The organism is Pseudomonadota bacterium, assembly GCA_022361155.1.
Classification (GTDB): domain Bacteria; phylum Myxococcota_A; class Polyangia; order Polyangiales; family JAKSBK01; genus JAKSBK01.
In genome coordinates this window covers 1-7,429 of record JAKSBK010000186.1, presented here as the reverse complement: position 1 = coordinate 7,429, position 7,429 = coordinate 1, and the positions used below count along the sequence as shown (strand labels likewise).

The window sequence follows — 7,429 nt, the reverse complement described above, 5'->3', positions numbered from 1 at the left end:
CAAGATGGTCATGCCCGGCGACAACGTGAAAATGACCGTCGAGCTGATCAGCAAAGTGGCGCTCGAAGAACAACAACGCTTCGCCATCCGCGAGGGCGGCCGCACCGTCGGAGCCGGCGTCGTCACCAGGATCGTCGAATAGACCTTGGGTGACCGGGTGCAGATCACGCTTGTATGCACTGGCTGCGGAGCCCGCAACTACCAGACCTCGAGAGCGCGCAAGCCAGCGACCGAAAGATTTTCCATCAAGAAATATTGTCCGGCCTGCAATGGCCATACGCTCCACAAGGAATCAAAATAGGTCCACCAATAGAGACGACCGACCAGAGGCCAGTAGCTCTAATTGGTAGAGCGACGGATTCCAAATCCGAAGGTTGGGGGTTCGAGTCCCTCCTGGCCTGCCAACCCATCGGAGAGTAAGAGGCACCATTTGTCCATGGCCGAGACGATGACCCAGCCTGACGCGCGTCGTGGCGGCTCCAGGCCGGAAGCCCGAACGCTTGGTCTGCTGCGCTGGGTCCAGCTTGCCTTCATGGCCGCGGGCGCGGGGCTATTCTGGTTGCTGGACAAGGCGATCACACCGATCTGGCGGCTGTTCCAGGAGCCGAACGCCACCGTGGTGTCGGCGGTTTCGCTCGTGGCAGCGGCCGCCGTCGTGGGAGCGTCGTACCGAAACCCGCGGCTCAACCAGCTCACGCACGAGGTCGCGGGCGAGCTTTCCAAGGTCACCTGGCCGAGCAAGCAGGAGACGTCGACTTCGACGGTGGTAGTGATCATCACGTCGCTAATCGCAGCCGCGATTCTCGGCGCATTCGATGCGGTATGGTCGGCGATTACCGACCTTATCTACAAGGTATGACGCGTGAGCAGCGAACACTCCAGCCGTCCGACATCGGACTCACAGGATGGGACTCGGGTCGAGCCCGGAACCACGGAAGCGGCCGAGGCCGAAACCGGCCGCAAGGAGCCAAGCTCGACCTTGGTCCCGAATCAGCCCACCGATGCCGCCGACGAAATCGCAGCCCCGCAGGGTTTCGATCCGGCTGCAGCATCCACCGTGATCGAGCAGAGCACCGAGCCTGGGGGGGGGGACCCTGAGCAGGCGGCCAGCGATGGCGGCAAGAAGTGGTACGTGGTGCAGGTCTACTCAGGCTACGAGGCCAAGGTCAAAGTGTCGCTCGAGGAGCGAATTCGGCAGGCGAACCTACAAGATGCCTTCGGAGAGGTGCTGATACCGAAGGAGAACGTCCAGGAGGCGCGTCCCGGCGGCCGCCGGGTGATGAGCAAGACGTTCTATCCCGGCTACATTTTCGTGCAGATGCTGATGAGCGACGAAGCATGGCATGTCGTGCGCGACACTCCCAAGGTAAGCGGCTTCGTCGGAGGCCGACGTCCCCGTCCGGTGCCTCCGCCGGAGATCCAGGCAGTGGTCCAGCAGGTGGCAGAAGGGGCTGCCAAGCCGAAACCACGGGTGATGTTCGAAGCGGGCGACCACGTTCGGGTCATTGACGGCGCGTTTGCGAATTTTACCGGCACGGTGGAAGAAGTGAAACCGGAGAAGCAGAAGGTGCGTGTGCTCGTCTCCATCTTTGGTCGCGCCACCCCGGTCGAGTTGGATTATGGCCAGGTTGAAAAGACGGCGTGAGCCATGGGTGAAGGGACAAGGGCAAGCGTATGAAGAAGAAGGTCATCGGCCAGATCAAGCTGCAGCTTCCCGCGGGCCAAGCCAACCCATCTCCGCCGGTGGGTCCAGCGCTGGGCCAGCACGGCGTGAACATCATGGCCTTCTGCAAGGAGTTCAACGCCAGGACCCAGAAGGATGCGGGGCTTACGATCCCTGTCGTGATCACCGTGTTTTCGGACCGATCGTTCAGCTTCATCACCAAGACGCCGCCCGTGTCGGTCCTGATCAAGCAGGAGCTTGGGCTGAAGCTGGGCAAGAAACCCGGCTCGGGCTCGTCGCGGCCAAACAAAGACAAGGTTGGGCGCATCACCCAGGCGCAGCTGCGAACGATCGCACAGAGCAAGATCCAGGATACCAACGCCGCGAGCATCGACTCGTGCATGCGTAGTATCGCCGGAACGGCGTTGTCGATGGGGGTGGAGGTTGTCGACTAGTCGGGTCCGAGCGGCGTGTTCGGAACGTATCGCGATTTGGAGGACGCCAAGTGCAATCAGCCAGACGGCGACAGCAGCCCACAGGCAAGGTGGATCGAGCCAAGCGCTATGCGCTGCGGCAGGCTTGCGCTCTGGTCAAGGAGACCCGGTTCGCGAGGTTCGACGAAGGCGTGGACATCGCTGTACGATTGGGAGTCAATCCGAAGCACGCCGACCAAATGGTGCGCGGCGCCATTGTGCTTCCGCACGGCACTGGCAAGAGCAAACGCGTGGCGGTCTTTGCCAAGGGTGACAAGGCAGCGGAGGCCGTCGAAGCGGGCGCGGATCACGTGGGCGCGGACGATCTATCGGCAAAGGTGCAGGGGGGCTTCTTGGACTTCGACACCGTGATTGCCACGCCTGACCTGATGGGCGTAGTTGGAAGATTGGGGCGCATTCTGGGACCTCGAGGCCTCATGCCCAATCCCAAGGTGGGAACGGTCACCTTCGAGGTAGCCAAGTCGGTGCGCGAGGCCAAGGCCGGCAAGGTCGAGTTTCGAGTTGAAAAGGCCGGTATCGTGCATGTTCCGGTCGGCAAGGCGTCGTTTGCGGCCGAGCAGCTGGAGGAAAACGTAAAGACGCTTGTGACCGCGCTGGTGAAGGCCAAGCCGTCGACTGCCAAAGGCACGTATCTGCGGAGCATCACCCTAAGCTCCACCATGGGTCCGGGTATCAAGATAGACCCTTCCACAACGGTGGAGGTGGCGTGATGAGCGATCGCGCGCTCAAGGAAAACACTGTCGCCGAGCTTCGAAAGCGCTTCTCGGAGGCCTCTACACTGGTGTTGCTGGATTTTTGTGGGTTGGATGTTGCGTCGGCCACGGATCTGAGAACCCAGTTTCGTGCGGCCGGTGTCGATTACAGCGTCGCGAAGAACACATTGATACGACGCGCGCTGCAGGGCACCCCCTTGGAAAACCAGGCCGACCTGGAGCTTCACCTCAAGGGACCCACCGCAATCGCATGCAGCTACGAGGATCCTTCGGCAGCAGCAAAGGTGGTCAAGGCTTTCCGCCAGGACGAGGCGCGGGCGAAGAAGCTACGGGTCAAGTGCGGTGTGTTCGAAGCACGCGTGATGCCCGGTGAGCGGGTCGAACGCGAGCTCGCCACCATGCCGGGAAAGGACGAAGCGCGGGCGCTGCTGCTCGCTCAGTTGCAGGCACCGGCGCAGAGCCTGGCGCGTCAGCTCGGTGCACCGGCCCAAAGGTTCGTGTACGCGCTCGATGCACGCGTGCGCCAGCAGCAGGGCGGGGGCTAGACCGCTTGGGGGGTAGGTCGAGGCAGGTTTTTGTCGCCCCGCCGGCGACAACAAGTGGAGAGAGTTTCGATGGCAAACATGACTCAAGAGCAGATGGTCGAGGAGCTCAGCAGCTGGACCGTGATGGAGGTTGCGGATCTGGTCAAGGCGCTGGAAGAGAAGTGGGGTGTTTCCGCGGCGCCGGTGGCTGCCGCCATGGCCGCCGCCCCCGGTGCTGCAGGCGCCGAAGCCGAACCCGAGCAAACGGAGTTCACCGTCGAGCTCACTGCTTTCGGTGACAAGAAGATCAACGTCATCAAGGTAGTGCGCGAGATTACCCAGCTCGGTCTCGCGGATGCGAAGAAGCTCGTAGAGAGCGCACCCAAGGCCCTGAAGGAAGCGGTCTCCAAGGAGGAAGCCGAAGAGCTCAAGAAGAAGTTGGAAGAAGCTGGCGCTTCGGTCACCATCAAGTGAGGATTCCATTCAGCTCGTGTTCGCCCGGACACAAGCCACTGCAATCAGCTCGCGACCCGGCTCGCTGCAAGGGCAAGCTACGCCCTTCCGCGCGCCGTTCGCCCGATCCCTCATGCGTGTCGGGGCTATCGGCGCCCAGTCCTCGCCGAAACACACGAGTTGTTCTTCCGCGGGCCCTAAGCCGGCAAGGCCCCGATGGACTCGCAGCATGCCCAGCTAACAGCCGGCCGTAAGGAACGCAGCGATGGCCACCGCGATACAGAGCAATTTCCGGATACGTCACAGCTTCGGCAAGATCAGCCGGATCATCGAGATTCCTAATCTCATCGACATCCAGAAGAAGTCCTACGACCAGTTTCTGCAGTCCGAGATTCCCCCCTCGGCGCGCGAAGAGATCGGGCTCCAGGGGGTCTTTCGCAGCGTGTTCCCGATCAAGGATTTCAACGGCACGAGCGAGTTGGAATTCGTCTCGTATACGCTCGAACGGCCCAAGTACGACGTCGACGAGTGCCGGCAGCGTGGCATGACGTACGCCGCACCCATCAAAGTAACCATCCAGCTCATCATCTACGACACCGGGGGTGATGCGAGCGACCGTGTCGTGCGGGATATCAAGGAGCAGGAGGTGTACTTTGGCGAAATACCGTTGATGACGGACAACGGCACGTTCGTCATCAACGGCACCGAGCGCGTTGTCGTTAGCCAGCTGCATCGCAGTCCGGGTGTGTTCTTCGACCACGACAAAGGCAAGACCCACTCGTCCGGAAAGCTGCTCTACCAAGCGCGAGTCATTCCTTACCGTGGATCCTGGCTCGACTTCGAGTTCGACCCCAAGGACTTGATCTTCGCGCGCATCGATCGCCGCCGCAAGATGCACGCCACCGTCCTGCTCAAGGCGCTAGGCCTCTCCACCCAGGAGCTGCTTTCGTTCTTCTATGATACGGAAACCATCTATCTCGAATCTGGCAAGAAGGTCTCCAAATCCATCCAGTACGGGCTGCTTCCGGGTCAGCGCGCCACGCGAGATATCAAGGTCGGAAGCGAGATCGTAGTCCGCAAGAACCGCAAGTTCACACGAGCCGCAATCCGCAAGCTGCAGGAGGCTGGCTTGGACCGGCTGCCTCTCGATGTCAGCGAGCTGAACGGAAAAGTAAGCGCCCAGGATGTGCTCGATGAACAGACGGGGGAGGTGTTGCTTGCGGTCAACGAAGAGCTGAGCGAGGAGAAGCTGGAAGCTCTACGCAAGGCCAAGATTCACTCGTTCAATATACTCTTCATCGACGGGCTGAACGTTGGAAGCTACCTGCGCGACACACTGATAGCCGACAAGATTCAGACGCGCGACGAGGCAATTCTAGAAATCTACCGCCGCCTGCGGCCCGGCGACCCGCCCACCCTGGACACGGCGAAATCGCTGTTCAACAACCTCTTCTTCAATCCGGAGCGTTACGATCTGTCGCGTGTGGGACGGCTGAAGCTCAACTACAAGTTTTACGCCGAAGCAGCGGAAAAGCCGGGGCTCGACGTCACCGTGCTTGCACATAGGGACATTCTCGAGACGATCAAGCATCTCATTTTCCTGAAGAACACCCGAGGCGCGGTGGACGATATCGACCACCTCGGGAATCGTCGCGTGCGCGCGGTCGGCGAACGGATGGAGAATCAGTACCGGATCGGGTTGGTCCGCATGGAACGCGCCATCAAGGAGCGCATGAGCATGTCCCAAGAGCTCGAAACGCTCATGCCGCACGACCTGATCAACGCCAAGCCGGTCAGCGCGGTCGTAAAGGAGTACTTTGGGTCGAGCCAGCTGTCCCAGTTCATGGATCAGACCAACCCGCTGAGCGAGGTGACCCACAAGCGCCGCTTGAGCGCCTTGGGTCCCGGCGGGTTGACTCGCGAGCGAGCCGGATTCGAGGTGCGGGACGTACACGCGACGCACTACGGGCGCATTTGTCCGATCGAGACACCCGAGGGACCGAACATCGGCCTCATAGCCTCGCTGTCGACGTATGCCCGGGTCAACGAGTACGGCTTCGTGGAGACCCCCTACCGAAAGGTCGAGGAAGGCAAGGTTACCCAGGAGGTCCGTTGGTACAGCGCACTCGAGGAAGAGAACCACTATATTGCGCAGGCAAACGCGGCGATAGCCGAGCAATCCGGGAAGCTGACCGACAGTCTTGTGAGCGCTCGCTACAACGGTGATGTCGTGATGGTTCCACCGGAGACAATCACCATGATGGATGTGTCGCCCAATCAGCTCGTTTCGGTGGCTGCCTCGCTGATACCTTTCTTGGAGCATGACGACGCGAATCGCGCGTTGATGGGGTCCAACATGCAGCGGCAGGCCGTGCCCCTGCTCGATACCCGCGCGCCCCTGGTTGGCACCGGCCTGGAGGCAAAGGTCGCGCGCGACTCCGGGGCCTGCACGGTCGCCAAGCGTGAGGGAGTGGTCGAAGCGGTCGACGCAGCACGTATCGTGGTGCGGGCAGAAGGCAAGGAAGGCGCTTTTCCGGACATCTATCGGCTCGGCAAGTTCACGCGCTCCAACCAGAACACGTGCTACAACCAGAAGCCCATCGTACGGGCGGGCGATCGTGTCAAGGCGGGCGACGTGCTGGCCGACGGTCCCGCCATGGAGCGTGGTGAGCTCGCGCTCGGCAAGAACGTCGTCGTGGCATTCATGCCCTGGGGTGGATACAATTTCGAGGATTCAATCCTGATTTCCGAGCGCGTCGTCAAGGAGGATATCTTCACCTCCGTTCACATCGAGGAGTTCGAATGTGTAGCGAGGGACACGAAGCTAGGAAAAGAAGAGATCACTCGCGACATTCCCAACGTAGGTGAGGAAGCCCTCAAGGATATCGACGAGTCCGGCATCGTGCGGATCGGCGCGGAGGTGAGCCCGGGCGACGTGTTGGTCGGCAAGATCACTCCCAAGGGCGAGACGCAGCTCACTCCCGAGGAAAAGCTGCTACGTGCGATTTTCGGGGAGAAGGCGGGAGACGTTCGGGATAGCTCCTTGAGGGTCCCGCCCGGCGTAGCCGGCATAGTGATCAATGCACGGGTCTTTACTCGCAAGGGCACCGAGAAGGACGAGCGAGCGAAGCAGATCGAAGAGGATGAGCGCGCCAAATTCGAAAAGGACATGGCCGATGAGATCAAGATCTTTCGCGAGTCTGCATACGGCCGGATACGTAAGCTCCTGGTTGACAATAAGACCACCGCGAAGCTCGTTGATGACAGCGGCAGGGTGCTGCTCGCGAAGGGAACGATTCTGACGCAGGAGGGGCTGAATGCGATCTTGCGCAAGTACTGGGGGCAGATCGAAGTCGAGAAGCACGGCGAGGAGCTGAGGACGATCACCGAGCGCCTTGGGCGTCAGATCGCTTCGATCGAAGAGCGGTTTCAGGAAAAGATCGGCAAGCTCTCGAAGGGCGATGAGCTGCCGCCCGGTGTGATCAAGATGGTGAAGGTCTATATCGCCATCAAACGGAAGCTGCAGGTGGGAGACAAGATGGCCGGGCGGCACGGTAACAAGGGCGTAGTAAGTCGTATTCT

General features: G+C 60.9%; 9 protein-coding genes and 1 tRNA gene. All 10 read left to right on the top strand.

Translation table 11 applies throughout. The features are described from left to right. Positions 1-142 (top strand): elongation factor Tu (gene tuf / locus MJD61_06840; GenBank protein MCG8554991.1); only part of this gene is annotated, 142 nt, incomplete at its 5' end. A 3-nt stretch (positions 143-145) separates the two neighbouring features. Beyond that, complete coding sequence (gene rpmG, locus MJD61_06835; protein ID MCG8554990.1) at positions 146-301, top strand: 50S ribosomal protein L33; 156 nt, start codon at positions 146-148, stop codon at positions 299-301. 26 nt (positions 302-327) lie between these two features. Then, positions 328-404 (top strand) — tRNA-Trp (locus tag MJD61_06830). A 44-nt stretch (positions 405-448) separates the two neighbouring features. Further along, entirely contained in the window at positions 449-859 is a 411-nt protein-coding gene (secE, locus tag MJD61_06825) for a preprotein translocase subunit SecE (GenBank protein MCG8554989.1), read from the top strand. Positions 860-1,132: 273 nt separating this feature from the next. After that, the gene (gene nusG / locus MJD61_06820) at positions 1,133-1,645 is read left to right on the top strand and encodes a transcription termination/antitermination protein NusG (protein ID MCG8554988.1); all 513 of its coding nucleotides are present in this window, start codon (positions 1,133-1,135) and stop codon (positions 1,643-1,645) included. A gap of 29 nt (positions 1,646-1,674) precedes the next feature. After that, a complete protein-coding gene (rplK, locus tag MJD61_06815; protein ID MCG8554987.1) occupies positions 1,675-2,118 on the top strand; it encodes a 50S ribosomal protein L11 in 444 nt (147 codons plus the stop codon). A 50-nt stretch (positions 2,119-2,168) separates the two neighbouring features. Beyond that, on the top strand, positions 2,169-2,867 hold the full coding sequence (gene rplA / locus MJD61_06810) for a 50S ribosomal protein L1 (GenBank protein ID MCG8554986.1): 699 nt from the start codon (positions 2,169-2,171) through the stop codon (positions 2,865-2,867). Then, on the top strand, positions 2,867-3,415 hold the full coding sequence (gene rplJ / locus MJD61_06805; protein MCG8554985.1) for a 50S ribosomal protein L10: 549 nt from the start codon (positions 2,867-2,869) through the stop codon (positions 3,413-3,415). Before rplA ends, rplJ begins: the two co-directional genes overlap by 1 nt. A gap of 69 nt (positions 3,416-3,484) precedes the next feature. Next, positions 3,485-3,868, top strand: a complete 384-nt coding sequence (gene rplL / locus MJD61_06800; protein ID MCG8554984.1) for a 50S ribosomal protein L7/L12 — start codon at positions 3,485-3,487, stop codon at positions 3,866-3,868. Positions 3,869-4,112: 244 nt separating this feature from the next. Then, positions 4,113-7,429: DNA-directed RNA polymerase subunit beta (gene rpoB / locus MJD61_06795; protein ID MCG8554983.1), on the top strand; the 3,317-nt coding region annotated here is incomplete at its 3' end.

Bases quoted from the DNA above. Each gene is read 5' to 3' on its own strand.
- secE (MCG8554989.1), top strand. From the start codon at position 449: ATGACCCAGCCTGACGCGCGTCGTGGCGGCTCCAGGCCGGAAGCCCGA.
- rplK (MCG8554987.1), top strand. From the start codon at position 1,675: ATGAAGAAGAAGGTCATCGGCCAGATCAAGCTGCAGCTTCCCGCGGGC.
- rplJ (MCG8554985.1), top strand. From the start codon at position 2,867: ATGAGCGATCGCGCGCTCAAGGAAAACACTGTCGCCGAGCTTCGAAAG.
- rplL (MCG8554984.1), top strand. From the start codon at position 3,485: ATGGCAAACATGACTCAAGAGCAGATGGTCGAGGAGCTCAGCAGCTGG.